Here is a 25,521-nt window from a genome sequence, read left to right as displayed (position 1 = left end):
CACTCTGATAGGGTGCGGCATTTTTATTTGCGTCCTCGCAATCAGTGGGTGCAGCACCTTTGGCCCCAAAGTAAGCTCCTCTAAGGTTTCGCAATTCAAGGAAGATACGAGCGTTGGCACAGAAGATATTTCAATTGCGGCAGTTGGCTTGGTAGACGTGCCCTATCGCTATGGTGGCAATACCCCCAAAGGTGGCTTTGATTGCAGCGGACTGATTGTCTACGTTTATAACAAAGCTGCTGGTATTAAGTTGCCTCGCACCATTCAGTTAATGAGCACTAAAGGTCAAAGCATTGAGGGTCAGCCACCCGCTCCAGGTGACCTAGTTTTCTTTAATACCACTGGCGAAAAGTATTCACACGCAGGAATCTATGTGGGGCAAGGTCGATTTGTACATGCGCCCAGCGCAGGTGGGACCGTACGCTTGGATAACATTACCTCCCCTTATTGGGCCGCTAAATTTACTGAAGCGCGTCGCGTCGCGCCCTGATGCCACTTGCCCCTTGGGCGCATAGCATTTGCCCTATATTCACAAATAAACTATTTTTTATTACAGTGTTTTATAAGCAGCCAATTTAATTCCGTGTTTTATGAAAAAAGGGGCAATATGAACAAAATCATCATCGCTTTAAGTGTTGTATTAAGTTTTGCACTTCCTAGTTTTGCATTCGCTGATCAAGCAGCCTGTGAAGCAAAAGCCATTAGCAAAGATGGTAAGCCGCTATATGGTGCAGCAAAGGATGCTTCAATCAAAAAGTGTATGGGTGATGCAAAACCGAACGATTGCGAAGCTAAAGCGGTTAGCAAGGACGGCAAACCTTTGTATGGTGCAGCTAAAGCTGCCTCTATCAAAAAGTGTGAGGGTGGAAAATAAATTTTTGAAGACATTGTTTGAGTAAAAAAGCCTCGCAATGCGAGGCTTTTTATTTATGCATCATCAATGATGTTATTTGAGCTGCCTTTAAAATGGCTCATAACCACCAGAAGAATATCCAACTGATCCCATCGCTAAGTTATCAAACTTAGTATACGGGCCCTGCCAGCTCAATCTGACTGTACCAATTGGCCCGTTACGCTGCTTGCCAATAATGATCTCGGCCATACCTTTATCGGTCGTAGTATCAGGGTGATACACCTCATCACGATAAATAAACATAATCAAGTCAGCATCTTGCTCGATCGCACCTGACTCACGCAGGTCAGACATGATTGGGCGCTTGTTAGGACGTTGCTCCAAACCACGATTTAACTGTGAGAGCGCCACTACTGGGCACTGCAATTCTTTTGCAAGCGATTTAAGGGAGCGTGAGATTTCTGAGATCTCAGTTGCGCGGTTCTCTGAACCTGAGCCACTCATCAACTGCAAGTAGTCAATCACCACTAAACCAAGAGTGCCACCAAAGTTTCTGGCAATTCGGCGCGCGCGCGTGCGCAACTCTAGACTTGATAAGGAGCCTGTCTCATCAATCAAAATTTGGGTATTACTTAACCGGGCAATCGCATCGGTAACACGTGGCCACTCATCATCTTGCAGCTTACCGGTACGCATACGACCTTGATCAACACGCCCTACTGAACCAAGGAGGCGTGATGCCAATTGTTCGCCTGACATCTCCATCGAGAACACGACAACAGGTAAACCTTCTGCGAGAGCAACGTTCTCAGCAATATTCAATGCAAAAGCCGTCTTGCCCATCGAAGGCCTTCCGGCAACAATGACTAAGTCCCCTTTTTGTAAACCACTAGTTTGCTTATCCAAATCAATAAAGCCTGTGGCAATACCAGTGATATCGCTACCACCTTGGCGGTTGTATAACTCGTCAATACGTGCCACAACCGAGCGTAAGAGTGGTTCGATCTCGAGGTAGTCTGCCTTGCGACTACCTTCTTCACCGATTTGCAAAATACGAGCCTCTGCCTCATCCAACAGCGTCCTCACTGGACGGCCCTCTGTAACAAAAGCAGAGTTCACAATACTGTCCGAAACTTCAATTAAGCGACGCAGAATGCTGCGGTCACGAACGATGTCGCCGTAACCTTTGATATTTGCAGCACTAGGGGTGTTTTGTGCCAGAGAGTTGAGGTAATCAACACTGACTAAATCGCCACCTTGCTCAGATTTAATTGCATCATGAACGGTAATCACGTCAGCGGGATGATTGTCACCTACCAAACGCGCAATGACTTTGTAGATCAAGGCATGTTCAGGACGGTAGAAATCTTTATCAGTTAACACTCCACCTAGGCGATCCCAGGCAGTGTTATCGATCAGTAGACCGCCGAGCAATGATTGCTCGGCTTCTACAGAATGCGGCGGAACTTTTAAGGCCTGCACGACTGCATCCCCAGAACCCATCATGCTGGGATTCAGCGTCACGGAACGTGAACGGGATTCAGCCATGAGGCTAGCGAAGCTCCTAGAACCTAAGGTTTAAAACTTAAGCTTGCTCACCAACTACACGAATAGTGATGTCAGCCACCACATCGGTATGAACGGCAACCGCTACAGGGTGATCACCAACCATTTTCAATGGGCCAGTAGGCATACGAATCGAAGCCTTCTCGATCGTAAATCCTTTAGCTTTCAAAGCATCAGCGATATCGTGGTTGGTTACAGAACCAAACAAACGACCGTCAACACCCGCTTTTTGACCGATTTCGAGAACCAAGTCTTTCAGCTTTGTGCCCACCGCTTCAGCTGCAGCCAATTTCTCAGCAGCCAATTTTTCCAACTCAGCACGACGAACTGCAAAGTCAGCAATTGCTGCTTCAGTCGCACGACGCGCTTTACGTTGTGGAATTAAGAAATTACGAGCGAAACCGTCTTTAACGCGAACTACGTCGCCGAGATTGCCCAAGTTTGTTACTTTTTCTAAAAGAATAATTTGCATTGAGGGCTCCCAATTATTTCTTATGTTGATCGGAGAATGGCAATAAAGCCAAGAAACGAGCACGCTTAATAGCAGTGTCTAACTGACGCTGATATTTAGCTTTTGTGCCTGTCAAACGAGCAGGAGTGATCTTGGCGTTCTCGCCAATGAAGTCCTTCAATGTATCTACATCTTTGTAGTCGATTTGCTCAACGCCACCAACTGTAAAACGGCAATAACGTTTACGCTTGAACAATGGGTTCTGAGCTGGTTTCTTTTTGAAATCGGGTTTCTTTCCAAACGCCATGATGATTTCCTCTTTAATTTTTCAATTGAATATGGTTAATATGGAAAACAAGTCTTTGATTACGTAGAGTCTTGGGTGCTAAGAATCCCTCAAACACTGCCTCAGTTCCTAAATCCATTTGCTCTAGATCCTGTTGTATCGGACCAATTGCTATAGCTTCAACACTCATCTGAATTTTCCTAGCCACTCCTACCTCGTTTGCTTGGCCACTATGTTCTAGCTGGCAATGCATCACCGGTATTCCTGCTGGTGTAAATCGAATCGCGTCTTTAGATACCAAGATTGCAGTGAGGGTGAAATGATTCAACGCCACTCCGCTTCTCTCATACGTTTTCTAGTCTGTGTATTCCTCTTCAAATTTCAAACTTAGGCTAGCGCTACAGGAGCGTCAGCTTGGGCTGATTTGCGGGCTTCTTCACGTTGCACTTCTTTCATCATGATGGAAGGCTCTGTTTCAGCTTTCTTGGTCTTGATGATGAGGTGACGCAAAACAGCATCGTTAAATTTGAACGCATGCTCAAGCTCTTCCAGGGTTTTCTGGTCGCACTCAATGTTCATGCAAACGTAATGGGCTTTAGCAAGCTTGTCGATCATGTAAGCCATCTGACGACGACCCCAGTCTTCCATGCGATGGATTTTGCCGCCCGCAGCTGCTAATGTAGCTTTGTAGCGATCGATCATCGCAGGCACTTGCTCGCTTTGGTCCGGATGGACGATAAAAACGATTTCATAATGACGCATCTAACACTCCTTAAGGATAAAGTCACCTGGGCGTCTTGCTAACTTCCGATGGTTTTTGAAGTTAGCGCCAGTGTGACAAGGTAGTAACAAATTGTAAGTACTGCTACAACACTTTTAAATCACCTACCCAATTAAGGGCAAGACCGCTATTCTAGCAAAAAAATCCTGCCAAGTCAGGGATTTACCAACTAAGTTTGCCTGTTTTGCGGCATTTATTGCCAGCTGAAGCGCAATCCTAGCCCTAGGAGCAGAAAGCGAGCCAGAAGCCATGCATCCAGCAAGATCCTTTTCGGGAATATCAGGATAAGTTAGGCCGCCACCCGTCCTACTGGTCCTTACTAAGGCAATACCTTGTTTAGCTGCCTCACCCAAAGGGGTTAACCAGGCGTCATGAAAACCCCCAATACCAGAACCCGCTAATACTAGGCCCTCTACCCCACCCCCAAACCACCGAGCAATTGTTTCTGGGCGACTTCCCGCATGACTAGTCAAAATCTCAACCCAAGGCCACTCTTCCCCTTTCGGAATAGGTAAATCTTCGCTCCAAGCACCCTGAACCGCTTTCACGCCGAATAGCCAGGATGGATTAATTAAGCCGGCTGAACTACTGGGTGAGGCTTGCAATGGGGCATTGAGCGCAGTGGCATGACGCTTGGATAAATCCATTGCCAGGCAAGCTCTTCCTGCCATCACTCCATAGACACCTCCCGGGCAATTATCTAAGGGGGTAGAGGCCCATCGAATGGCATCCAATAAATTCGATGGACCATCAGCTTCTGGGGCATTGGCTGGCAGCATGGCGCCAGTGATGATGATTCTTTTGCCTAAATTTTGAGCATATTTTCCACAGGTCAACTGTAAAAACACACCTGTTTCTTCCATCGTATCGGTTCCGTGAGTAATCACTATCCCCCTCACCATGGTATTAGCTAGGGACTCCATGACAGTCTGACCCAATAAGCTCAATAAGGGCTCGGTTAAATTGCGGCTATTAATATTGGCAACTTGACGGGAGACGAGCTTTAATTCGCCTGGAATATCCTCTTGGATCTTCTCCAAAAGGGCCTCAATACCCAATTCGCCGGCCTTGTAAGAAAGTGGATCTTTCCCAGGATTTGAGGCTAAACCGGCAATAGTGCCACCCATTCCCAGAACCAAGATATGGGATGTTTTTTCAGGGGGCATTGGATTTGGGCTCATCTCCCCATTATCCCCCTTGCAAAAGTGCTTGAAATATCAAATAGTGCTGTATACAATCCCAGTATGGACATAAATACAGTCGATTTTCCAGAGGAGCTGACTGCCCTCCCCAAACTCACTTCCCGCCAGAATGAGATTTTGGAATTAATTACTAAGGCCATCGATGAGAGTGGCTCCCCGCCCACTCGCGCGGAAATCGCTACCCAACTAGGATTTGCATCTGCCAATGCTGCTGAAGAACATCTTCGCGCACTAGCAAAAAAAGGGTATATCGAATTAACGCCTGGCACTTCGCGCGGCATTCGCATTCCACAACGTTTCAATCAAATGCAGCACACCAATCAATATCGCCAGATGTCATTGCCATCCGGCGCATTACAACAACTCACTCTGCCATTAATCGGACGTGTTGCCGCTGGCTCACCAATCATGGCTGTAGAGCATATTGAAAAACACGTTCCAATTGATCCAAGCTTATTTAGCAAAGGTGCAGACTACCTTCTAAAAGTGGTTGGCATGAGTATGCGTGATGCTGGAATTTTGGATGGCGACTATTTAGCCGTGAGAAAAACTACCGAAGTTCGCAATGGAGATATTGTGGTTGCACGTCTTGATGATGAGGTGACTGTAAAACGCTGGCAACAAAAGAAAACAGCCAACGGCATGGTGATTGAATTACAAGCAGAAAACCCTGACTTCAAAAATATATTAGTAGATGGTCGTCAACCCAACTTTGCAATTGAGGGCCAAGCTGTTGGCCTGATTAGGGCTGAAGGTCTATAAGCCAATCACTCCAAAGCAAAAGGCCTCCAACGGAGGCCTTTTTTATTCATTAATCCGAATTACTTACGGCTTGGCGCGATTACGTTTGCATTCTTTGGTGACGAGGTAATAGTGATCATCGTTTTAGGTCCAGCTAAAGAACCCTCATTGAGCTCAACCGTAGCAGTGCGATCACCTTTAGTGAAAACCAAAATGCTTGTTTTTGATTTCACCGCACTAATGGTTGTCCAACCCGCTCTCGGATACTCAGACTGGAAGAACGCATAAATATCTGTTGGTGTTTGCACACCAGACAACACAACACGACCAACCCAACTATCGCCACGGCCAATAATCAAGGAATCTGAGCCAATAATTTTTGAGGCGGCTGGCAACGGCATATCGCCAAGAAGTTGAGTTTGCACCTCCTGGACCTCACTAGGAGTGCCAGTAGCTGAGTCTCCAGAAGAGGCGCAGCCACCCACTAAGGCAGACATAAACAATGCAAGCGCACTGATTTTAAGAGTATGGGTTTTGATCATTTTTCGCTCTAGGTAATGAAGGCTTCTTTACTTACATTGCACAAAAGTATTTTAGGGGATACCCCCATTTCGTCAAGCGAAATTACTGGAGGCGCGTGAGGGAATCGAACCCCCGTACGAAGCTTTGCAGGCTCCTGCCTAACCACTCGGCCAACGCGCCAAATACCGAAATCAAAAATGGGAAGCTTTTGAGGGCTTCCCATCGAACTTGGAGCGGGAAAGGAGGTTCGAACTCCCGACCTATACCTTGGCAAGGTATCGCTCTACCAGCTGAGCTATTCCCGCATAACAGGGCGATAGTTTAACAAACAATCAAAGAGAAAGCATTATTCCCATAGAAAGCTAAAAATTACCCGAATAAAAAAAGCCTTTGAACCCTATCTAGCTGGGGTTTATAAGATTTAATCGATTTTGCCAACCAACTGTGGCAACGCCTTTTTCATGTAATAGAACATGGACCAGAGCGTTAAAAATGAAGCTGCCCAAATTAACCAGGTGCCCACTCTGGCGCAATCTAACCATCCAAATAAAGTGTCATTCAGCAACAAAAACGGAATTGCCACCAATTGCACCGTTGTCTTTAGTTTTCCGACCATATGCACGGCCACACTTTTACCAGCCCCTAGCAAAGCCATCCACTCTCGTAAAGCAGAGATAGTAATTTCGCGACCAATAATGATGAGAGCGACCCACACTTGAACGCGATCCATATTCAGTAAAACCAATAATGCTGCAGCCACAATTAATTTATCTGCAACAGGATCTAAAAACTGTCCAAAGGCGGACTCTTGCTTCATCCGTCTCGCCAAAAATCCATCCAACCAATCTGTGAGCGCAGCAAATACAAAGATGATAGTTGCGATGACATTCTTTTCAAAAGGACTCAACCAAGCGCCAGGGAGATAAAAGATTGCTACCAGCAACGGAATTGCTGCGACACGCAACCAGGTTAGAGCAATGGGGAGATTAAATGGCATGCATTAAGCATAAACCAATTGAATGAATAATCTACTAGTGGAGCTGGCGATAAATTTGCTCGGCAAGAGTGAGTGAGACCCCCTCTACGCTGGCAATCTCTTCAATACTGGCATTGGCAACCCCTTTTAAACCACCAAAACGGGCCAATAGCTTTTGGCGTCTTTTAGCGCCAATACCCTCGATTTCTTCCAAACGGGAGACCGTTCTCGCCTTAGCTCGCTTGGCACGCATGCCAGTGATTGCAAAGCGGTGGGCCTCATCACGGATCTGAGCTACCAATAACAAAGCCGCACTATCAATACCAAGCTCTAAGGCCGGGCGTCCATCAGCAAAAATTAATGTTTCTAAGCCGACCTTACGCCCCTCCCCTTTGGCCACCCCAACAATCAAACCAACATCCATACCAAATTCAGAAAAGACTTGCCTTGCCATCTCAACCTGACCTTTACCGCCATCAATCAAAATGACTTGCGGGATTTTGTCTACTGGAAGTTCTTGAAAATTTGCGTAGCGCCTTTGGAGCACCTGACGCATAGCAGCGTAGTCGTCACCCGGGGTAATGTCAGCGATATTAAAACGGCGATATTCACTTGATTGCATCGCGTTCTTTGCATAAACCACACAAGAGGCTTGAGTTGCCTCACCAGAGGTGTGGCTAACATCAAAACACTCAATACGTAATTGCTCAAGACTCTCTAAATCCAGCGCCAGAATATCCGCCAACGCACGCGCCCTAGCTAATTGGCCGCCAGTCTCAACCAAGCGCTTAGTCAAAGCAATTTTGGCATTCCCTTCAGCCATTGCAAGCCAGTGACGTCTTTGTCCTTGTGGTTGATGCAAGAAGGTAATCTTTCTGCCAGCCTGTGCATTTAATAGCTCATGCAAATCTTCGGGAGGTATATCGCTGAGCTTGGATACATCATCACTAATAGATTGCAAAGCGTGATTCAAAACCAATACCGGCGGAATTAAATTGGTCGTTGCTCCCGAAGCCACCCCATCAATATTCTCCTCCAAATAATGTTGCGCAATGAAAGCTTCCAGAATTTCTGAGGGAGATGGCAACTCGCCAGAAGTCGTTCGCAAACCTTTGGGGAAATAAGCCCTATCACCGAGGTGACGACCGCCACGGACCATTGCCAAGTTCACACAAACCATTCCTTCCATTTGCGCAACAGCAATCACGTCCACATCACCCTCGCCTTCGGCGACAGTATCCATCGACTGTTGCTGCAGCACACTTGAAAGGTCGGCAATGCGATCACGCAATACTGCAGCCATTTCAAATTCCATAGCTTCGCTATGCGCATGCATTTCTTTTTCAAGCTCTGACAACACTCGACTGTGATCACCCTCCAGAAAGCGAGTTGCTTGGGCCACATCCTGACCATACTGTTCAACGCTCAATCTACCAACACAAGGAGCACTACAACGATGAATTTGATGAAGTAAACAAGGGCGGCTACGGTTCTTAAATACAGAGTCTTCACAGGTTCTCAGGCGAAATACTTTTTGCAATATCTGCACGCTATTACGTACCGCCCAAGAATTTGGGAATGGTCCAAAGTAGTGGTTACGCTTGTCGATCTTGCCACGATACGATGCCAATCTTGGAAACTGGTGACCCGTCAACATCACATAGGGATAAGACTTATCATCTCTAAATAGAATATTGAATGGTGGCGCCAACTCTTTGATGAGGTTGTTCTCTAGAATGAGGGCTTCAGTTTCGGTCCGTGTTACTGTTGTTTCGTAGCGGGAAATTTTGCCCACCATCAGCGCTATGCGCGGTGACAGTTGTTTACTTTGAAAATAACTAGAAACGCGTTTTTTAAGGTTGCGAGCTTTGCCCACATATAAAATCTGCCCCGCTTCATCAAAGAAGCGGTATACCCCCGGCAATCCGGGTAGCCGTTTAACGTCCTGCTGAAGGTTTTCAAAAGAAGAATTGCTCATGCGTTGGGATATTTTCTGCCAAATCGTAGATAACTATGGTGATGCCGGTATTTGCTGGCGTCTAGCCCGCAGCTTATCAAGTATTCATGGTCAGGAAGTACGCATATTCTGCGATGACCTGCCAACCCTTAATTTACTCGCTTCTGGAAGTGATGAAGCTTTGACCCATCAAATTGATATCCAACCATGGGAAGCCAGCCATAGCAACGCACGCCATACCGTACAAACCCCAGATGTGGTGATTGAAGCCTTTGGCTGTCATTTGCCAGAACGCTATCTTGCGGGACTCTTCATCGCTCCCGCAAAGCCAATCATCATCAATTTAGAGTATCTCAGTGCTGAACCATGGATTGCTGAATTTCATAGGAAGGCATCGCCACAATCTCACGGTATTCCGAAGTATTTTTTCTTCCCAGGGTTTCAAGATGATGTTGGCGGCCTACTTCTCGACCCTATCCCCACAGAAGGGGAGCAAGTTAGCCATCTCACTCCTATCAGGTTGAAATCCATTTGGTTAAAACTTCGACCTGGAGCAAAACGCATCAGTATTTTTTGCTACCCCGGAGCGCCCTTGCGCAAATGGCTTGAAGACTTGGCCACCCATGGAGAGAACATCGATGTACTGCTAACCTCTGGTCATGCCGAGCTGTTAAATCACTATGGTGGCAAAGCAATTGCTTTGCCTGAAAATATACAGCTACTATCAATGCCATTCGTATCGCAAGATGAATATGACTGGGTGCTTTCACAATGTGACTTCAACATTGTTCGGGGCGAGGATTCATTCATCCGTGCTCAATTGGCTGGCAAGCCATTTATTTGGCACATCTACCCTCAAGAAGATCGCGCTCATGAGGTGAAATTAGCCGCCTTCTTAGACTTGTACCTAGAAAATGCCAGTCAAGAACTAAGATTAGCCGCCATTGCTGCGATGACCTGGGCCATGCCCAGTGAGTGGCTTAAATCCTTAGACGCCTGGAGCGCCCACTCTAAAGCCTGGCGCACCCACTTACTCGAAAAGCAAGGGGATGGCGGTCTAGCAGCACGCCTAGTGCGCTTTATAGCCTAGGCCTGCAATAAAGACTTGCGGGCGGTTACAATCTTGTTTTTGATAAAAACCGCAGAAAATTAGCTCTGCACCCAGGAATAGCAAGATGAAAACAGCACAAGAACTCCGCGTTGGTAACGTAGTTATGATTGGCACTGATGCCCAGGTCGTTTTAAAGGCCGAATATAGCCGCTCCGGTCGCAACTCCTCAGTTGTGAAAATGAAATTTAAGAATTTATTAACTGGTGCACCAAATGAAGGTGTTTACAAAGCCGATGATAAGTTTGATGTTGTAATCCTCGACAAGAAAGAGTGCACTTACTCTTATTTCGCAGATCCAATGTATGTCTTTATGGACAGTGATTACAACCAATATGAAGTTGAAGCCGAATTCATGGGTGATGCATTGAACTACCTCGAAGAAAGCATGCCATGTGAAGTAGTGTTCTACGAAGGTAAGGCACTCTCCGTAGCAATGCCTAACTCACTTGTTCGCGAAATCATCTACACCGAGCCAGCTGTTAAAGGCGACACTAGTTCAGGCAAAGTATTGAAGAATGCAAAATTGGCTACTGGCTATGAATTGCAAGTACCTTTGTTCTGCAATACTGGTGACAAGATTGAGATCGATACTCGTACTGGTGAATACCGTAGCCGCGCTAACTAAGTAAAAAAAGTAGCAAACTACCGTTGTTCAAAAGCCCGGCTTGCCGGGCTTTTTCTTACCTCCAAAGTCAGTGAAGCCTTAAACAATCAACTTCATTTGCTTTAGCAAACCTTTAGCATGCTGATACTCCGCTTCTTTTTGCAACTCATCCCAGGATAAGGTAGTAGTTTTTGGCATAAGGCGATTAAGGCGAGTAGCAGATTCAGACTGCTTGGCTTTCTTGACTTTCAACTTTGCAAGCAATTGGTCAGCTAGGTCTGGTCGATTGCAGATTAAGACTGCATCACAACCTGCATCTAGCGCCATTTCAGCACCGTGCACCACCGAACCCGCAACACTCGCACCCTCCATTGATAGATCATCACTGAAGATCACTCCTTCAAAGCCTAATTCTTGACGCAAGATAGAGTGCAACCAAATCTTAGAAAATCCTGCTGGATGTTTATCAACTTTAGGATAAATCACATGCGCTGGCATTACTGCTGCCAAGCTTAGATCTAACCATTCGTAGGGCTTTGCATCGTCATTCAAAATCTCTGGCAAGGAACGCTCATCCACTGGAATAGCTACATGCGAATCCGCCTCTGCCCAACCATGCCCCGGAAAATGTTTGCCGCAGTTCGCCATGCCGCCTAAACGCAACCCTTCATTGAGGCTCTTTGCCAAGGCAAACACAATTTGTGGATCACGACTAAAGGAACGGTCCCCGATCACACCACTTCGACCAAAATCTAAATCCAGAACAGGTGTAAAGCTGAAGTCCACACCGCAAGCGCGTAACTCAGCAGCTAAAACATAGCCGCAAGCAGTAGCTGCTGCCATAGCAAGCACCGCTGACTCGGCAGTGTGGCTTGATTTACTTTGCGCGCCCCAAAGCTCACCAAGTTTCCGCATTGCTGGAAGATGGGTAAAACCATCCGTTTTGCAGCGCTGCACTCTGCCACCTTCGTGATCAATTGAAATTAATGCATCGGGGCGCAACTTTTTAATTTCGGAGGTGAGTTTAGTGAGCTGCTGACGGTTGGCAAAATTTCTACCAAATAAAATCACTCCACCGGTCAAGGGATGCAAGATACGGCGGCGGTCTTCGGCATTTAATTCCTGACCAACTACGTCTAAGGTCACTGGACCTGGGTTCATAGTGAATACACTCATCTCTTCCTCTTCCTATTTTTACTTCTGCGTAACAATGACATGGGCAATCGCCATATCTTGCTCATCACTCACAGTCACATGAGCTTCCCAATTCTTTTCTTCCATAAATTTAGCTAGCGCACCTAGATACGAAGTGACCGGCTTTCCGCTAGGCTCATTTAAGGTTTGTAATGAGCGCCATGTCATGGGCATTCGCATACCTAAACCAATGGCTTTAGAGAATGCTTCTTTAGCAGCAAAGCGAGTCGCCAAGAAGGCAATCCCTCGCTTGTGATTTCTAGCAAGGCGGTGCTTGAAGACCAACATCTCATCAGGACCCAAAATTCTCTCTGCCAAACGACCATTGGTGCGATCGTAAGCTGCTTGTAAGCGCTCGATCTGAAGGATGTCAGTGCCGATGCCGATGACCATTTGAATTACTTTTTTCTACCTTGAAGCATCAAGACCTTCATATCTTTGATCGCTTTTTGCCAACCTTTAAATAATGCTTCAGCCACAATCGCATGGCCAATATTGAGCTCGGAAAGCTCTGCAATGGCGGCTATCGATACGACATTGCCTTCATGGAGACCATGGCCAGCATTAACTCTCAAACCAATGCTTTTACCAAACTGTGCTGCTTTGCGAATACGCTCCAATTCCGTCGCTTGCCCTACACCTGATAAATCTGCGTAACGACCAGTATGCAATTCCACTACGGTGGCACCAAGATCTTTAGCGGCCTGGATTTGCCTTTCTTCTGGATCAATAAACAATGACACCCGAATACCTGCATCTTGTAATTGCTTGGTCGCTGCTTTCACTGATTCGAAATGGCCGAGAACATCTAAACCGCCTTCAGTCGTCACCTCTTCACGCTTCTCAGGCACTAAGCACACATCGTGTGGCTTTACTTTACAAGCAATGCTCAGCATTTCAGGGGTCACCGCACATTCAAGGTTCATACGCGTCTTGATGAGTGGGCGCAATGCCAGCAAATCAGCATCCTTAATGTGACGTCGATCTTCCCGTAAATGCAGGGTAATTAAATCTGCGCCAGCCTCTTCAGCCAGTTGCGCAGCCTGAATAGGGTCCGGATAAACTGTCCCTCGAGCATTACGTAGCGTAGCTACGTGATCGATATTGATGCCGAGTTCTAAGGCTTGAGTTGTCATGACTGTAGATTACTAGATTTTCTTTAAATCAATCAAAATCTGGCGAGTAGTCAATACCTGATCCTGTAGGTGCAAGCCAAGCAAGAAACGCATCAGCTGCTTACTTTCAGACAGAGTTTCTGGATCAGAGAAATCCCCAACTGCAATTGCCAGCAAGGACTTGCCAGTCAATACCGGCCAATGTCCAGGATCATCACCTTGAACTGGACGAACACCGCGCTCCGGCTGATAGACATACTGGGTCTTGGCATCTGGTAAGTCATTGGTTTCTACGCAGCGATCTAAGGCTGCTGCATAACCAGTCTCTTGCAAGAGTGACAACTCAAATGGGCGCAGAATTTCTTCTAGACCCTTAGACTCAAACTCGAGATTAGATAAAGCGTTAATGGTTTCTGTATAGCGATCGTAGAGTTTTTCATAGTCGTCTTCACGGGCCAAGAACTTGACGAGCAGCTCATTGAGATAGAAGCCGCAAAGCAGAGCATCACCGACCAATGAGGGCGTACCGCCCACCCACTCAGACTTGGTTAGGGTTCGAAGCTCCGACTTACCGCTCCAAGATACGAGTAGCGGTTGAAAGCGTTGCAATACAGGACGCAGCGTGGAGTGAGGACGCTTTGCCCCTTTGGCAATCAAAGCCATTCGGCCATACTGTCTTGTAAAGACATCAAGAATTAAGCTGGTTTCTTTATAGGGAATGCTATGCAATACAAAAGCAGGCTCGTCAGCAACGCGAATCGAGGCCATGTGGACTTATTCCAGGCCCTGTGCCCGTAATTCAGCGCGATCATCAGCCCAACCACGTTTCACTTTGACCCAAGTCTCCAAAAAAACCTTGCCATCAAAAAGTTTTTCCATATCGATGCGTGCGTCAGTTGAGATCTTTTTCAAACGTTCGCCCTTTTGCCCAATGATCATGGCTTTATGGCTATCGCGATCGACCAAAATGGTAGCAGCAATGCGACGCATCTTGCCATCCATCTTGAATTGATCGATCACTACTGTAGAGGTGTACGGCAACTCTTCGCCCGTAAAACGGAAGACTTTCTCACGCAGAATTTCAGCAGCTAGGAAGCGTTCGCTACGATCAGTAATGGTGTCGCCATCGTATACAGCTTCAGCCTCTGGAAGGTATCCCTCCAACACGTCTAAGAGTCTCTCAATATCACCGGGACTTTTAGCACTCATCGGCACAATTTCTGAAAACTCACACTTTTGATCTTCGTGACCACCCAATTCAGACCAAGGCTTAGACATCTCTTTCATAAAGTTCAACAAAGCTTGATCGCGTTCAGAAGGCGTCTGAAAACGACTATTGAAAAGATCAAGCTTATTCAGAACTAACACTACCGGCAAATCCTCCGGCAGAAGCTTTAAAACTTTCTTGTCATCTTCGCCAAAGTAACCCGCCTCAACTACAAAACAAGCAACGTTCACATCTTGCAGAGCAGTTGTTACGGTGCGGTTCAATGCCTTGTTGAGGGTATTCATCAGACGCGTCTGAAAGCCTGGTGTATCAATAAAGATAAACTGCGCCTCTTCTCTATTTTGAATGCCCAAAATACGATGACGCGTCGTTTGAGCCTTGCGCGAGGTAATACTGATCTTTTGACCAACCAATGCATTTAGGAGTGTTGATTTGCCCATATTGGGACGCCCAACAATGGCGATAGTGCCGCATCTAAACACGATTAGCCCTTCAGCTTAAGATTTAACTGCTCTTCGGCCACTTCTTTTTTGGCTGCTTTTTTCTTAGCCGACCGAGTTTTCTTGGGTTTTCGAGATTCCTGTGGCAATGCTTTGAGAACTGCTAACAACGCAGTCTTAGCGGCTGACTGTTCAGCGGCTCGGCGTGAAGCTCCATCACCTTTTACTGCTACCTTCAGGCTCGGAATTAAACATTCCACTTCAAATTGTTGGTTATGAGCAGCGCCAGTAGTGCCAGTCACGTTGTAGGCTGGTAACGGTAATTGATAGCTTTGTAAGCATTCTTGCAAAAGAGTTTTGTCATCCTTACCCAAGGTCTTAGGGTCCACCTGAGCCAGGATCACAGAATACAGTTTACGCAAGCACCCTTTAGCAGCATCAAAGCCGCCATCCAAGAAGATTGCGCCAGTAACCGCCTCTAAAGTATCGGCCAAAATTGAGGGACGACGAAATCCACCGCTCTTCAGCTCACCCTCACCCAAACGAAGATAGTCGGATAGGGATAAAGTTTGTGCAATCTCATACAAAGCCTGTTGCTTCACTAAATTCGCGCGTACACGTGAGAGATCGCCCTCATCCAAGTCTGAATAACGCTCATAAAGCAAATCGGCGACCACACAATTGAGAATAGAGTCACCTAAGAACTCTAAGCGCTCATTATTTTTCTTGCTATGACTGCGGTGAGTTAAAGCTTGATTTAAGAGCTCAGGCTTCTTAAAGACATAGCCAAGACGCTCTTGTAAGGGTCCAGTTTCGATAACAGCGCGCGCGTTCATGATCTATTACTCAAAGCCGCCAATGCGACCTAAATTACCCAGGTTTAGCCATACAAAGAAGGCTTTACCTACAATATTTTTATCGGGCACAAAGCCCCAATAACGAGAATCGGCACTGTTATCCCGGTTATCACCCATCGCAAAATAATGACCGGGTGGGACTTTACAGGTCAAGCCAGATTGCTGATATTGGCAAAATTCTGCCCCTGGGAAGCGCTCCGTTGGGAACATCGTTGCAGGACGATCCGGGTCGTTCAAGATCTCGTGGCGATTACCACCTAGGTCTGCAGGAAAGGTTTCAGCGTAGCGCTTGGCATAGCGCATATTTTCAGGATCAAGATAAGACTCGCCACCACTGTATTGCAACGGTTGGCCATTAATCGTCAGACGCTTATCTTGATAAGAAATAACATCACCAGGCAAGGCGACTATGCGCTTGATGTAATCAACCGACTCATCACGCGGATAACGAAACACCACTACATCCCCACGCTTTGGAGAGTTAAGATCAATTACTTTTTGATTGATCACTGGCAAACGAATTCCGTAGGTAAATTTATTTACCAAAATGAAATCACCGATTTGTAAGGTTGGGATCATGGAGCCAGAAGGAATCTTGAAGGGCTCAACAATGAAAGAACGCAAAACAAATACTGCGCAAATCACCGGGAAAAAGCCGGCAGTGTATTCCAGCCACAAAGGCATACGATCGCTACCAGCTAAACGCCTTTGGGGTGCAAAGTAAATCTTGTCAGCAACCCAGGCAATGCCTGTAAGAACCACCAAGATCAAAAGAATGAAAGCGAAGTTCATTAATCCTCCACCTGCAAAATGGCCAAGAAAGCTTCCTGTGGAATTTCCACATTCCCCACTTGTTTCATGCGTTTCTTACCTTCTTTTTGCTTTTCTAAAAGTTTACGCTTACGAGAGATATCACCGCCGTAACATTTAGCCAATACGTTTTTACGTAAAGCTTTGACGTTTTCACGCGCAACGATATTGCTACCGATTGCAGCCTGAATAGCTACATCAAACATTTGACGCGGAATAATCCCACGCATCTTAGAGACCACCTCACGGCCACGATGCTGACTATTACTTCTGTGGACAATAACCGACAGGGCATCAACCCGATCACCGTTGATCAAGATGTCTACTTTAACGACGTCTGCTGGGCGATATTCCTTAAATTCATAATCCATGGAGGCGTATCCACGAGAGATGGATTTCAGTCTGTCAAAGAAATCCAACACAATTTCAGCCATCGGCAATTCATAGGTGAGCTGTACTTGGCGACCCAAATAGTTCATCCCCGTCTGAATACCTCTCTTACCAACACATAATGTAATCACTGAGCCCACATACTCTTGCGGCATATAGAGATTGACCGTCACAATTGGCTCCATGATGGTATCGACCTTACTGGTCTCCGGCATCTTGGATGGGTTATCTACCATTAAGATCGTGCCATCTGATTGTTGCACTTGATACACTACTGTTGGAGCGGTGGTAATAAGATTCATGCCGTACTGGCGCTCTAAACGTTCCTGCACGATCTCCATATGGAGCAAGCCTAGGAAGCCACAGCGAAATCCAAAACCTAAAGCTTGAGATACCTCTGGCTCATATAATAGAGATGCGTCATTGAGCTTTAACTTCTCAAGTGACTCACGCAATTGATCGTACTCACTCGCTTCAACTGGATATAAACCAGCAAACACTTGAGGTTTCACCTCTTTAAAACCAGGCAAAGGTTCAGCAGCGGGAACTCGACCTTGCTGCCCTGGAGAATGCGTAACGGTATCTCCAACCTTGGCAGCTTTTAATTCTTTAATGCCGGCAATCACAAAACCCACCTGACCGGCAGATAACTCTGGGCGGTCTACTGACTTTGGACTAAAAACACCTACGTGCTCGACCAAATGGCTTGATCCATTGGCCATTAAGGTAATTTTTTCTTTTGGTTTTAAGGTGCCGTTCACAACACGCACCAACATGACAACACCTACGTAGTTATCAAACCAGGAATCAATAATCAAGGCCTGCAATGGATCTGCTGCGCTTCCTTTTGGCGAAGGTACCCTGGCAATCATTTCCTCGATGACATCCGCAACACCTAAGCCCGTTTTAGCTGAGCATGTGACAGCGTCGGAGGCATCAATGCCAATGACGTCTTCAATTTCTTTTTTGGCACGCTCAGGATCGGCTTGGGGTAAATCAATCTTATTGAGTACTGGTACAACTTCAACGCCCAACTCAAGAGCCATGTAACAGTTAGCAACCGTTTGAGCCTCAACCCCTTGGCTTGCATCCACCACCAACAATGCACCCTCACAAGCGGATAAAGAGCGACTGACCTCATAAGAGAAATCCACATGCCCCGGGGTATCGATCAGGTTAAGGTTATAAATCTTCCCATCTTTGGCTTTGTAATTGAGTGCAGCAGTTTGGGCTTTAATAGTGATGCCGCGCTCACGTTCGATATCCATCGAATCGAGAACTTGGGCTTCCATTTCGCGATCAGAAAGACCACCACACAGCTGAATAATGCGATCCGCGAGCGTGGATTTGCCGTGATCAATGTGGGCGATGATAGAAAAATTGCGGATTAAATCCATAGCGTCTTAATAGGTCATTCAAAAAACGCCTTGTCAGAACGCACCACAATGATGCGCTGCAAAAAGTCGTCTTAAGGGGATTGTAATGGGTGGCGCCTAAAAGGCAGCAAACCCCATTTTCTAGCCTAAAAAGGGCTTATTTTGGCCTTACGGGGATAACCAAAGTGCTATCAGAACGGCGAATAAAGACCGGAACAGCCTTATTGACATCAAGGCTTTTAAGCAAGACTTCAAACTGTTTCACTCCGCTAACATCAGCATCAGCAATCCGAATAATCACATCGCCAGGGCGTACCCCCGCCCTTGCCAAGGGGCCATCACCTAGGCCGGTAACTTCAACCCCACCCTTGATATTCAAATCCTTCTTTTTGGCATCTGACAGATCTGTCACCGCCACTCCGAATGCATTCACGCTATTGCCATTGCTAGCGGGAGTATCCGGCTTTTTAGTAGCCGTTTGCGCAGAATCAGTATCCGCAACGGTGACACTTAAATCACGAGCGCTACCCTTACGCCAAACTTGCACAGTAGCTGAAGTTCCCGGCTTAGCTTCGCCAACGACGCGCGGCAAATCTGTCGACTTATTAATCTCACGTCCATTAAAAGTCAGGATCACATCCCCCGCTTCAATGCCACCCGCTGCTGCAGGGCCGTTAGGCTCTACATTACGAACATAAGCACCCCGAGGTTTACCCAAACCTAAACTCTCAGCCACTTCTTTTGTCATCTCACCCAAGGCAACACCAATGCGACCACGAGTCATCTTGCCATTAGTGCGCAATTGATCTGCTACACGCATCGCTTCATCAATTGGAATCGCAAATGAAATGCCCATGTAGCCGCCAGAGCGACTAAAGATTTGGGAGTTAATGCCGATGACCTGGCCAGCAGTGTTTAACAGTGGGCCGCCAGAGTTACCGGGGTTGACTGCAACATCAGTCTGAATAAAAGGTAAGTAGTCCCCAGTATCGCGGCTCTTTGCTGAAACGATACCCGCCGTGACCGTATTCTCAAGCCCAAAGGGTGAGCCAATCGCCAGAACCCACTCGCCCACTCTCACCTTTGAGGAATCCCCTAGTGGCAATCTCGGTAAGTCACGTGCTTCGATTTTCACAACCGCGACATCAGTACGTTTATCCATCCCTAATAACTTGGCTTTGAACTCACGTTTGTCAGTTAAGGTCACATAAATCGTTGTTGCGCCCTCAACAACATGCGCATTAGTCAAAATCAAACCATTAGATTCAATAATGAAACCTGAGCCAACTCCACGATCCGCTTCTTGAGGTTTGCTTGGATTTGGTTGCGCTTGTTTTGATCCATTCGGAATACCAGGAATAGGGACACCAAAGAAACGACGAAAGAACTCTGCCTGATCTTCTGGCATACCAGGAATGCCACCTGGAGTTTGCTGAGCTAGCACTTTTTCTGTGGTCCGAATATTCACAACTGCTGGACTTGCGCGCTCAACTAAATCTGCAAAATCCGGGATCGCTACTCGAGGGTTTTCTGCAGAGGCAATCGGAATGAATGCAGTTTGCCCAAGACTCAAAAAAGCCAAGAACGCAATTAAATACTTTTTCATAATGCTATGGACCTACTTGGTAAAAACCAAAAATGGAGATAAAAGGAATATTAGGTCAGCTTACCAAAAATCAAGGTGCCGTTAGTACCACCAAAGCCAAAGTTGTTTTTAACTGCGTGCTCAATCTTCACATCCCTGGCGGTATTAGCGCAGTAGTCCAAGTCGCACTCAGGGTCTTGATTAAAGATATTGATGGTGGGAGGGGATTTCTGGTGATGCAGCGCCAGAATGGTGAAAACAGACTCCAAACCACCTGCGCCGCCCAAAAGGTGGCCAGTCATCGATTTGGTTGAATTAATTAAAGTCTTTTTAGCGTGGTCGCCCAACGCGGCTTTGATTGCCTCAGTTTCATTCTTATCACCCAGCGGCGTAGAAGTACCGTGCGCATTAAGATACTGAATTTGATCCGGATTGAGTTTTGCATCACGCATGGCGTTCACCATACAACGACGTGGACCATCCATATTTGGCGCAGTCATGTGATATGCATCGCCACTCATACCAAAGCCAAGTAGTTCACAATAGATTTTGGCGCCGCGTGCTTTTGCATGCTCATATTCTTCCAGCACTATCACGCCAGCCCCTTCGCCAAGAACAAAACCATCACGGTCTTTATCCCAAGGACGTGAAGCAGTTGCTGGATCATCGTTGCGTGTTGAAAGCGCCCTTGCTGAAGCAAAGCCACCTACACCTAATGCAGAAATAGTGGACTCAGCACCACCGGCTACCATCACATCGGCATCACCATACTGAATTAAACGTGTAGCCAAACCGATACTGTGCAAACCAGTAGTACATGCAGTCACCGCAGCAACGTTTGGACCTTTGAGGCCAAACAAAATACTGAGGTGGCCAGAAATCATATTAATGATTGAGCCAGGAACAAAGAATGGTGAGATGCGACGAGGGCCGCGGGCTAACAACTCAGCCCCAGTTTCCTCAATCATTGGCAAACCACCAATACCCGAGCCCACCATGACGCCTACGCGCTCGGCGTTTTGCTCATTAATCTCTAGGCCGCTGTCGCGAATCGCTTGCGTACCCGCAGCAATGCCGTAATGGATAAAGGTATCCATGTGGCGCGCTTCTTTAGCGGAAACATATTCTTCGACATTAAAATCTTTTACCTCTCCAGCGAAATGAACACTAAGTGGAGCGTGGTCAAATTTGGTGATGGTAGCGATGCCTGATTTGCCCGCAAGCAAATTAGGCCAAGCTACATCAACTGAATTACCAACAGGTGAGATGAGGCCAAGGCCGGTAACTACTACCCGGCGTCGGCCATTTGATGCTGACACAGTAATACCTAGGCTCGGGAATTAACCCTGAGCTTTTGATTTAGCGAAGTCGATCGCGAGCTGAACTGTGGTGATTTTTTCGGCTTCCTCATCAGGAATTTCGATACCAAATTCATCTTCCAAAGCCATTACCAGCTCAACAGTGTCAAGAGAGTCAGCGCCCAGGTCATTCACAAAAGAAGATTCATTTTTGATGTCTCCTTCAGCGACGCCCAATTGCTCAGCGACGATTTTCTTAACGCGTTGTTCGATGTTGTCCATTAATTTCCCCAGGGGTTGTAAAAAACGATGAAAAGGATTTTATCAGTTTGGCGGACCGAATTAGCAAATTCGCCCAAAAATGACTAAATCCTTGATTTGCCCTTAGGCTAGATATAGGCCGCCATTGACGTGTAGGGTATTACCCGTAATGTACCCAGCCGCTGGAGAGGCTAAAAATGCCACTGCCTGAGCCACATCCTCGGGGCTACCTAAACGGGCCAAAGGAATGTTCACTTTTAGGGCATTTTGTTGTTCTTCGCTCAGGGCCCGGGTCATATCGGTATCGATAAATCCAGGGGCGACGCAATTGACAGTGATATTTCGACTGCCAATTTCACGGGCCAGGGCACGAGTCATACCAGAAACCCCTGCTTTTGCAGCGGCGTAATTTGCCTGGCCTGCATTACCCATGTGACCAACGATAGAGGTTATGTTAATAATGCGACCACCGCGCGCTTTCATCATCGGACGCAAAACGGCCTGAGATAAACGAAATACCGAACTTAAATTGGTATCGATCACATCAGTCCATTCCTCAGATTTCATACGCATTGCTAGGTTATCGCGTGTGATCCCAGCGTTATTCACCAAAATATTGATGCCCCCATGATCCTTGACAATTTGATCAATCATTTCTTCGCAGGCATTGGGTGCGGTGACATTCAATACCAAACCGCAACCGCCTGAGGGCTTTAAGCGCGCATCAATTGCTTTGGCGCCATCGCTCGATGTAGCGGTACCAATGACTTTAGCGCCACACCTAGCTAGCTCTTCTGCAATCGCTTGACCAATGCCACGCGATGCACCAGTTACTAAGGCAATTTGTCCACTGAGATCGAGATTCATATATGTCTTCCGCTATATTTTTTAATTTATCTATTGGCGTTTATTTTAGAGTGGCTAGCACTTCATTCAAGCTAGCTTCATCAAATACTGGCACACCAGTAAGCTGATCGTTAATTCGCTTGCTTAAACCTGCCAATACCTTGCCAGGACCACACTCCACTACTTGAGTAATTCCTTGTCCAGCCATTGCTTGGATAGTTTCCGCCCAACGAACTGGCTTAGCAGCTTGGCGCACTAGGGCATCTTTGATTGCTGCTGGATCACTCAGGATTTCAACATCGACGTTATTAATTACAGCAATTGTTGGCGCCTTGAATTCAATATTCGCAAGATAAGCTTTGAGCTTTTCAGAAGCAGGTTGTAATAAAGAAGAATGAAAGGGGGCAGAGACAGGCAAAGGTAATGCCCGTTTAGCGCCAGCGGCTTTTAATAACTCGCAAGCTTTAGTGACAGCATCACTTGCACCCGCGATGACTACTTGACCAGGCGCATTGAAATTGACGGCCTCAACTACACCCCCAGCTGCAGCACTTGCTTCAGCGCACACTTTAATTACGCTAGCATCGTCGAGACCAAGAATGGCAGCCATCCCACCCGTGCCAACTGGCACTGCAGTTTGCATAGCTTCTGCACGAAAGCGCACTAAGGGCACTGCATCCTTAAAGGAAATTACACCGGCAGCTACTAAAGCTGAATATTCGCCCAGACTATGACCAGCCATCACTCTAGGCACAGCCCCGCCAGCAGCTTGCCATGCGCTATAAAAAGCCACACCAGCAGTCAACATCACCGGTTGAGTATTGGTGGTTAAGGACAGGGCCTCCGCAGGGCCTTCAGCAATTAACTTTGCAATGTCTTCGCCCAAAGCTTCTGAAGCTTCTTGCAATATTGCCCGCACTTCAGGACGCTCAGAAATTGAATTTAGCATCCCAACTGATTGGGAGCCTTGGCCAGGGAATACAAATGCAAATGTCATTAGCTTAATTTATAAAATAATGAAAAGAGAGTGAATACGGATTAACGCGCATGAACATTGAATCACAGTGAATTAATACTTCAGGGCGACAGCGCCCCAAGCAAAACCACCCCCAACACCCTCTAACAAAAGATATTGGCCTCGTTGAATTTGACCAGAGCGCACACCACTATCTAATGCCAAAGGAATTGATGCAGCAGAAGTATTGCCGTGCTCATGCACGGTCACAATCACTTTATCCATGGACATACCCATCTTCTTAGCGGTACCCTCCATGATGCGGATATTGGCTTGGTGCGGCACTAGCCAGTCGATTTGTTCTGGTTTAAGGTTGGCTTTCTCAAGAGCCTCATGAGCAACTTGCTCCAAAACCTTCACTGCCAATTTAAATACTGCTGGACCATCCATCGTCATAAATGGAGAGCCCTGCACCTCGCCATTACCAGATCGGCCCGGCACACACAAAATATCGCGTTGGCTACCGTCAGCATGCAAAGCTGTTGAGAGAATGCCAGGCTCTTTGGAAGCCTCTAGCACAACTGCACCAGCGCCATCCCCAAACAAGACGCAAGTACCACGATCTTGGAAATTCAGAATACGAGAAAAAGTTTCAGCACCAATCACCAATACTTTCTTGTATGAACCAGAACGAATAAAGGCATCTGCAATTGCTAGGGCGTAAGTAAAGCCAGCACAGACAGCTTGTACATCAAAAGCAGCACAGGCTGTATGAGCGCCTAATTTATCTTGCACTACGCAAGCTGTACTTGGGAAACCTCCCAGATGATCCGGCGTTGAGGTAGCCAAGATGATGAGGTCCAAATCTTCTGAAGTCATGCCAGCACTTATTAATGCAGCTTGAGCAGCCTTTACTGCTAGGTCACTCGTTAACTCATTTTCAGCAGCAAAGTGGCGTGCAGAAATTCCGCTACGAGTCCTAATCCACTCATCACTAGTCTCTAGGCCCGTCTTTGCCAAGCGCTCCACCAAATCCTGATTGGTTAAACGTTGCTCAGGAAGGTAGCTTCCAGTTCCAGCCACTCTTGCAAAAATACTCATTCTTTTGTCTCCACTACAAAGGCAGCGGCAATGCGCTCAACCATGCGATTCTTGGCAGCTTCATAAGCGCGATCTAATGCAAAACCAAATGCAAAACGATCTGCCGAGCCATGACTCTTAATCACACAACCGCGCAAACCCAACAATACCGCACCGTTATAACGACGATGATCAACACGCTTACGTACACGAAGTAATGGCACCATGGCACAAAACGCCATTAACCTAGTCATGAGTGAGCGCTTAAATTCTTCACGAATCATGCCGCTCATCATTTTTGCTAAACCTTCGCTAGCCTTCAAAACCACATTACCCACAAATCCATCGCACACCACGATATCGGTAGTGCCTTTAAAAATGTCATTGCCTTCAACGTTCCCGTAAAAATTCAAATTGGTCTGACGTAGTAACTCACTGGTTTGCTTAACCACATCATTCCCTTTAATAACTTCCTCGCCAATATTTAGCAGGCCAACCGATGGGTTTTGCTTACCATCTACAACCTGAACCATGACGTTTGCCATTTGCGCGAACTGGACAAGATGCATAGGCTCACAGTCAGCATTTGCACCCAGATCAAGCATGGTTGTGCCGCCTCCTAGCTCATTAGGAATGGCAGTTGCAATAGCTGGGCGGTCAACGCCCTCAAGGGTTTTTAAAATATAGCGAGAAATCGCCATGAGTGCGCCAGTATTACCGGAAGAAATCACAGCATCCGCAGCACCTTCTTTTACCTGCTCGATGGCTACACGCATGGAGGAATCTTTTTTACGACGCAAAGCAACTTCGATAGGGTCATCCATCAATACCACTTCGCTTGCAGCAATAATTTGAATACGCTCCATCGGAACGTTTGGCGACCTACTCAGGACTTGTTTGATTAAATCAGGATCACCCACGAGGGTAATCTTCACATCAGCGTGTTTTTCTAGGAAATCGCAGGCGGCAGGAACCGTAACGACGACCCCATGATCTCCGCCCATGGCATCAATAGCTAGAGTAACGCTCATAAACT

The 25,521-nt window shown here is 46.7% G+C and carries 28 protein-coding genes, 2 tRNA genes and 1 pseudogene; 5 read left to right on the top strand and 26 right to left on the bottom strand.

The window, feature by feature from the left end; translation table 11 throughout:
• Positions 1–103: 103 nt before the first annotated feature.
• Together AOC07_RS02320 and AOC07_RS02315 are read left to right on the top strand one after the other, a co-directional pair.
• A pseudogene (locus AOC07_RS02320) lies at positions 104–487 on the top strand (C40 family peptidase); the annotation flags it as partial.
• 120 nt (positions 488–607) lie between these two features.
• Positions 608–874 (top strand): hypothetical protein, encoded by a 267-nt coding sequence (locus AOC07_RS02315; protein WP_215293803.1) that lies wholly within the window; start codon positions 608–610, stop codon positions 872–874.
• A gap of 87 nt (positions 875–961) precedes the next feature.
• Here the strand turns inward: AOC07_RS02315 and dnaB are convergent, their stop codons facing one another.
• The 6 genes from dnaB to AOC07_RS02285 all read right to left on the bottom strand — a co-directional run bounded on the left by dnaB (position 962) and on the right by AOC07_RS02285 (position 5,118).
• The gene (dnaB, locus tag AOC07_RS02310; protein WP_371816722.1) at positions 962–2,401 is read right to left on the bottom strand and encodes a replicative DNA helicase; all 1,440 of its coding nucleotides are present in this window, start codon (positions 2,399–2,401) and stop codon (positions 962–964) included.
• Between the two features lie 37 nt (positions 2,402–2,438).
• Complete coding sequence (gene rplI / locus AOC07_RS02305; RefSeq protein ID WP_215293802.1) at positions 2,439–2,891, bottom strand: 50S ribosomal protein L9; 453 nt, start codon at positions 2,889–2,891, stop codon at positions 2,439–2,441.
• 13 nt (positions 2,892–2,904) lie between these two features.
• Positions 2,905–3,177 carry a 30S ribosomal protein S18 gene (gene rpsR, locus AOC07_RS02300; RefSeq protein ID WP_028819198.1) on the bottom strand — a complete coding sequence of 91 codons (273 nt, stop codon included), beginning with the start codon at positions 3,175–3,177 and terminating at the stop codon, positions 2,905–2,907.
• A 13-nt stretch (positions 3,178–3,190) separates the two neighbouring features.
• Entirely contained in the window at positions 3,191–3,490 is a 300-nt protein-coding gene (priB, locus tag AOC07_RS02295) for a primosomal replication protein N (RefSeq protein ID WP_251371709.1), read from the bottom strand.
• 53 nt (positions 3,491–3,543) lie between these two features.
• Entirely contained in the window at positions 3,544–3,918 is a 375-nt protein-coding gene (rpsF, locus tag AOC07_RS02290; protein WP_215293801.1) for a 30S ribosomal protein S6, read from the bottom strand.
• Between the two features lie 123 nt (positions 3,919–4,041).
• The gene (locus AOC07_RS02285) at positions 4,042–5,118 is read right to left on the bottom strand and encodes an asparaginase (RefSeq protein WP_215358016.1); all 1,077 of its coding nucleotides are present in this window, start codon (positions 5,116–5,118) and stop codon (positions 4,042–4,044) included.
• A gap of 63 nt (positions 5,119–5,181) precedes the next feature.
• On the opposite strand from AOC07_RS02285, the gene lexA reads away from it, so the two are divergent.
• Entirely contained in the window at positions 5,182–5,901 is a 720-nt protein-coding gene (gene lexA, locus AOC07_RS02280) for a transcriptional repressor LexA (protein ID WP_215293799.1), read from the top strand.
• 59 nt (positions 5,902–5,960) lie between these two features.
• Here the strand turns inward: lexA and AOC07_RS02275 are convergent, their stop codons facing one another.
• From AOC07_RS02275 to uvrC, 5 genes are all read right to left on the bottom strand, one after another.
• Positions 5,961–6,377 carry a hypothetical protein gene (locus AOC07_RS02275; RefSeq protein ID WP_251371708.1) on the bottom strand — a complete coding sequence of 139 codons (417 nt, stop codon included), beginning with the start codon at positions 6,375–6,377 and terminating at the stop codon, positions 5,961–5,963.
• A 131-nt stretch (positions 6,378–6,508) separates the two neighbouring features.
• Positions 6,509–6,582: transfer RNA gene (locus AOC07_RS02270), tRNA-Cys, on the bottom strand.
• A 49-nt stretch (positions 6,583–6,631) separates the two neighbouring features.
• Positions 6,632–6,707 (bottom strand) — tRNA-Gly (locus AOC07_RS02265).
• A 116-nt stretch (positions 6,708–6,823) separates the two neighbouring features.
• On the bottom strand, positions 6,824–7,399 hold the full coding sequence (gene pgsA, locus AOC07_RS02260; RefSeq protein ID WP_215293797.1) for a CDP-diacylglycerol--glycerol-3-phosphate 3-phosphatidyltransferase: 576 nt from the start codon (positions 7,397–7,399) through the stop codon (positions 6,824–6,826).
• Positions 7,400–7,433: 34 nt separating this feature from the next.
• Positions 7,434–9,356: an excinuclease ABC subunit UvrC gene (gene uvrC, locus AOC07_RS02255; protein WP_215358014.1), complete on the bottom strand. Its 1,923-nt coding sequence runs from the start codon at positions 9,354–9,356 to the stop codon at positions 7,434–7,436.
• Here uvrC and earP point away from each other — a divergent pair.
• Together earP and efp are read left to right on the top strand one after the other, a co-directional pair.
• Entirely contained in the window at positions 9,355–10,425 is a 1,071-nt protein-coding gene (earP, locus tag AOC07_RS02250) for an elongation factor P maturation arginine rhamnosyltransferase EarP (RefSeq protein ID WP_215358013.1), read from the top strand. The two genes, uvrC and earP, sit on opposite strands and share 2 nt — an antisense overlap.
• Before the next feature lie 85 nt (positions 10,426–10,510).
• Positions 10,511–11,071: an elongation factor P gene (efp, locus tag AOC07_RS02245; RefSeq protein ID WP_215293794.1), complete on the top strand. Its 561-nt coding sequence runs from the start codon at positions 10,511–10,513 to the stop codon at positions 11,069–11,071.
• A gap of 78 nt (positions 11,072–11,149) precedes the next feature.
• Here efp and nagZ read toward each other — a convergent pair whose 3' ends face one another.
• The 15 genes from nagZ to plsX all read right to left on the bottom strand — a co-directional run bounded on the left by nagZ (position 11,150) and on the right by plsX (position 25,516).
• Entirely contained in the window at positions 11,150–12,226 is a 1,077-nt protein-coding gene (gene nagZ / locus AOC07_RS02240) for a beta-N-acetylhexosaminidase (protein WP_215358012.1), read from the bottom strand.
• A gap of 18 nt (positions 12,227–12,244) precedes the next feature.
• Positions 12,245–12,637, bottom strand: a complete 393-nt coding sequence (acpS, locus tag AOC07_RS02235; protein WP_215293792.1) for a holo-ACP synthase — start codon at positions 12,635–12,637, stop codon at positions 12,245–12,247.
• A gap of 5 nt (positions 12,638–12,642) precedes the next feature.
• Positions 12,643–13,380 (bottom strand): pyridoxine 5'-phosphate synthase, encoded by a 738-nt coding sequence (pdxJ, locus tag AOC07_RS02230; protein ID WP_215293791.1) that lies wholly within the window; start codon positions 13,378–13,380, stop codon positions 12,643–12,645.
• A 12-nt stretch (positions 13,381–13,392) separates the two neighbouring features.
• A complete protein-coding gene (gene recO / locus AOC07_RS02225; RefSeq protein ID WP_215293790.1) occupies positions 13,393–14,127 on the bottom strand; it encodes a DNA repair protein RecO in 735 nt (244 codons plus the stop codon).
• A gap of 6 nt (positions 14,128–14,133) precedes the next feature.
• Positions 14,134–15,027 carry a GTPase Era gene (era, locus tag AOC07_RS02220; RefSeq protein ID WP_251369708.1) on the bottom strand — a complete coding sequence of 298 codons (894 nt, stop codon included), beginning with the start codon at positions 15,025–15,027 and terminating at the stop codon, positions 14,134–14,136.
• 44 nt (positions 15,028–15,071) lie between these two features.
• Positions 15,072–15,863 (bottom strand): ribonuclease III, encoded by a 792-nt coding sequence (rnc, locus tag AOC07_RS02215; protein ID WP_215293788.1) that lies wholly within the window; start codon positions 15,861–15,863, stop codon positions 15,072–15,074.
• A 6-nt stretch (positions 15,864–15,869) separates the two neighbouring features.
• Positions 15,870–16,676 carry a signal peptidase I gene (gene lepB / locus AOC07_RS02210; RefSeq protein ID WP_215293787.1) on the bottom strand — a complete coding sequence of 269 codons (807 nt, stop codon included), beginning with the start codon at positions 16,674–16,676 and terminating at the stop codon, positions 15,870–15,872.
• Positions 16,676–18,481 (bottom strand): translation elongation factor 4, encoded by a 1,806-nt coding sequence (lepA, locus tag AOC07_RS02205; protein WP_215358011.1) that lies wholly within the window; start codon positions 18,479–18,481, stop codon positions 16,676–16,678. Before lepA ends, lepB begins: the two co-directional genes overlap by 1 nt.
• Positions 18,482–18,617: 136 nt before the next feature.
• Positions 18,618–20,066 carry a DegQ family serine endoprotease gene (locus AOC07_RS02200; protein WP_215358010.1) on the bottom strand — a complete coding sequence of 483 codons (1,449 nt, stop codon included), beginning with the start codon at positions 20,064–20,066 and terminating at the stop codon, positions 18,618–18,620.
• A 50-nt stretch (positions 20,067–20,116) separates the two neighbouring features.
• Positions 20,117–21,364: a beta-ketoacyl-ACP synthase II gene (fabF, locus tag AOC07_RS02195; protein ID WP_215293784.1), complete on the bottom strand. Its 1,248-nt coding sequence runs from the start codon at positions 21,362–21,364 to the stop codon at positions 20,117–20,119.
• A 21-nt stretch (positions 21,365–21,385) separates the two neighbouring features.
• Positions 21,386–21,625, bottom strand: a complete 240-nt coding sequence (acpP, locus tag AOC07_RS02190; RefSeq protein WP_028819177.1) for an acyl carrier protein — start codon at positions 21,623–21,625, stop codon at positions 21,386–21,388.
• A 102-nt stretch (positions 21,626–21,727) separates the two neighbouring features.
• A complete protein-coding gene (gene fabG, locus AOC07_RS02185; protein ID WP_215293783.1) occupies positions 21,728–22,471 on the bottom strand; it encodes a 3-oxoacyl-ACP reductase FabG in 744 nt (247 codons plus the stop codon).
• Between the two features lie 40 nt (positions 22,472–22,511).
• Entirely contained in the window at positions 22,512–23,447 is a 936-nt protein-coding gene (fabD, locus tag AOC07_RS02180) for an ACP S-malonyltransferase (protein WP_215358009.1), read from the bottom strand.
• A gap of 72 nt (positions 23,448–23,519) precedes the next feature.
• Positions 23,520–24,506 carry a beta-ketoacyl-ACP synthase III gene (locus tag AOC07_RS02175; protein WP_215293781.1) on the bottom strand — a complete coding sequence of 329 codons (987 nt, stop codon included), beginning with the start codon at positions 24,504–24,506 and terminating at the stop codon, positions 23,520–23,522.
• Complete coding sequence (gene plsX / locus AOC07_RS02170; protein ID WP_215358008.1) at positions 24,503–25,516, bottom strand: phosphate acyltransferase PlsX; 1,014 nt, start codon at positions 25,514–25,516, stop codon at positions 24,503–24,505. The genes AOC07_RS02175 and plsX overlap by 4 nt, the downstream gene beginning before the upstream one ends.
• Positions 25,517–25,521 lie beyond the last annotated feature (5 nt).

The sequence above is a fragment of the Polynucleobacter sp. UB-Raua-W9 genome (assembly GCF_018687435.1).
Classification (GTDB): Bacteria; Pseudomonadota; Gammaproteobacteria; order Burkholderiales; family Burkholderiaceae; genus Polynucleobacter.
This window is presented reverse-complemented; position numbering and strand designations above follow the sequence as displayed.

Excerpts from the sequence above, each read along its gene's own strand:
- AOC07_RS02315 (WP_215293803.1), top strand. The coding sequence starts at position 608 with ATGAACAAAATCATCATCGCTTTAAGTGTTGTATTAAGTTTTGCACTT.
- dnaB (WP_371816722.1), bottom strand. The coding sequence starts at position 2,401 with ATGGCTGAATCCCGTTCACGTTCCGTGACGCTGAATCCCAGCATGATG.
- rplI (WP_215293802.1), bottom strand. The coding sequence starts at position 2,891 with ATGCAAATTATTCTTTTAGAAAAAGTAACAAACTTGGGCAATCTCGGC.
- rpsR (WP_028819198.1), bottom strand. The coding sequence starts at position 3,177 with ATGGCGTTTGGAAAGAAACCCGATTTCAAAAAGAAACCAGCTCAGAAC.
- rpsF (WP_215293801.1), bottom strand. The coding sequence starts at position 3,918 with ATGCGTCATTATGAAATCGTTTTTATCGTCCATCCGGACCAAAGCGAG.
- AOC07_RS02285 (WP_215358016.1), bottom strand. The coding sequence starts at position 5,118 with ATGAGCCCAAATCCAATGCCCCCTGAAAAAACATCCCATATCTTGGTT.
- lexA (WP_215293799.1), top strand. The coding sequence starts at position 5,182 with ATGGACATAAATACAGTCGATTTTCCAGAGGAGCTGACTGCCCTCCCC.
- AOC07_RS02275 (WP_251371708.1), bottom strand. The coding sequence starts at position 6,377 with ATGTCTGCCTTAGTGGGTGGCTGCGCCTCTTCTGGAGACTCAGCTACT.
- pgsA (WP_215293797.1), bottom strand. The coding sequence starts at position 7,399 with ATGCCATTTAATCTCCCCATTGCTCTAACCTGGTTGCGTGTCGCAGCA.
- earP (WP_215358013.1), top strand. The coding sequence starts at position 9,355 with ATGCGTTGGGATATTTTCTGCCAAATCGTAGATAACTATGGTGATGCC.
- uvrC (WP_215358014.1), bottom strand. The coding sequence starts at position 9,356 with ATGAGCAATTCTTCTTTTGAAAACCTTCAGCAGGACGTTAAACGGCTA.
- efp (WP_215293794.1), top strand. The coding sequence starts at position 10,511 with ATGAAAACAGCACAAGAACTCCGCGTTGGTAACGTAGTTATGATTGGC.
- nagZ (WP_215358012.1), bottom strand. The coding sequence starts at position 12,226 with ATGAGTGTATTCACTATGAACCCAGGTCCAGTGACCTTAGACGTAGTT.
- acpS (WP_215293792.1), bottom strand. The coding sequence starts at position 12,637 with ATGGTCATCGGCATCGGCACTGACATCCTTCAGATCGAGCGCTTACAA.
- pdxJ (WP_215293791.1), bottom strand. The coding sequence starts at position 13,380 with ATGACAACTCAAGCCTTAGAACTCGGCATCAATATCGATCACGTAGCT.
- recO (WP_215293790.1), bottom strand. The coding sequence starts at position 14,127 with ATGGCCTCGATTCGCGTTGCTGACGAGCCTGCTTTTGTATTGCATAGC.
- era (WP_251369708.1), bottom strand. The coding sequence starts at position 15,027 with ATGGGCAAATCAACACTCCTAAATGCATTGGTTGGTCAAAAGATCAGT.
- rnc (WP_215293788.1), bottom strand. The coding sequence starts at position 15,863 with ATGAACGCGCGCGCTGTTATCGAAACTGGACCCTTACAAGAGCGTCTT.
- lepB (WP_215293787.1), bottom strand. The coding sequence starts at position 16,676 with ATGAACTTCGCTTTCATTCTTTTGATCTTGGTGGTTCTTACAGGCATT.
- lepA (WP_215358011.1), bottom strand. The coding sequence starts at position 18,481 with ATGGATTTAATCCGCAATTTTTCTATCATCGCCCACATTGATCACGGC.
- AOC07_RS02200 (WP_215358010.1), bottom strand. The coding sequence starts at position 20,066 with ATGAAAAAGTATTTAATTGCGTTCTTGGCTTTTTTGAGTCTTGGGCAA.
- acpP (WP_028819177.1), bottom strand. The coding sequence starts at position 21,625 with ATGGACAACATCGAACAACGCGTTAAGAAAATCGTCGCTGAGCAATTG.
- fabG (WP_215293783.1), bottom strand. The coding sequence starts at position 22,471 with ATGAATCTCGATCTCAGTGGACAAATTGCCTTAGTAACTGGTGCATCG.
- fabD (WP_215358009.1), bottom strand. The coding sequence starts at position 23,447 with ATGACATTTGCATTTGTATTCCCTGGCCAAGGCTCCCAATCAGTTGGG.
- AOC07_RS02175 (WP_215293781.1), bottom strand. The coding sequence starts at position 24,506 with ATGAGTATTTTTGCAAGAGTGGCTGGAACTGGAAGCTACCTTCCTGAG.
- plsX (WP_215358008.1), bottom strand. The coding sequence starts at position 25,516 with ATGAGCGTTACTCTAGCTATTGATGCCATGGGCGGAGATCATGGGGTC.